Source organism: Neobacillus paridis, from assembly GCF_016765675.1.
Lineage (GTDB): Bacteria > Bacillota > Bacilli > Bacillales > Cytobacillaceae > Neobacillus > Neobacillus paridis.
Window position 1 is genome coordinate 1 of the sequence record NZ_JAESWB010000419.1, and the last position, 522, is coordinate 522.

A 522-nucleotide genomic window follows, 5' to 3' on the forward strand; every position below is an offset into this window, starting at 1 on the left:
CCAATCTTCGCGGTGCCGAGGCTGCGCTGTCGGCCGGGGTCCACAAGGTGACGATCCCGGTATCGGCGAGCGAGGCGCATTCACTGGCGAATGTGCGAAAAACCCGGGAAGACATGATTGATACCGTGCGTGACATCGTTGCCCTGCGCGATCGGATCGCGCCCAAGGCAAGGATCGAAGCCGGCATTTCCACCGCATTTGGCTGCACGATTCAGGGCCTGGTTGCTGAAGATGACGTGATCCGCATGGCAGCGCTGTGTGCGGCCGCAGGGGTGGACGACTGCGGGCTGTCCGATACGACCGGCTATGCCAATCCTGCGCAGGTGCGTCGTCTGTTCCGGCGCATGCGCGCGGAAATCGGCGAGAAAGCCGGTGCTGCCCACATGCACAACACTCGCGGCCTCGGCCTGGCAAATTGCCTGGCCGCTTTTGAAGAAGGCGTACGCACGTTTGATTCCTCGCTGGGCGGCCTGGGTGGCTGTCCCTACGCGCCAGGCGCGTCGGGCAACGTGGTTACCGAGG

1 protein-coding gene is annotated in these 522 nt (G+C 64.0%); it reads left to right on the forward strand.

Annotated features, from left to right (window positions below):
- The coding region (locus tag JK635_RS29420; protein ID WP_498043903.1) for a hydroxymethylglutaryl-CoA lyase-like TIM-barrel protein at positions 1–522 on the forward strand (522 nt) is incomplete at both ends.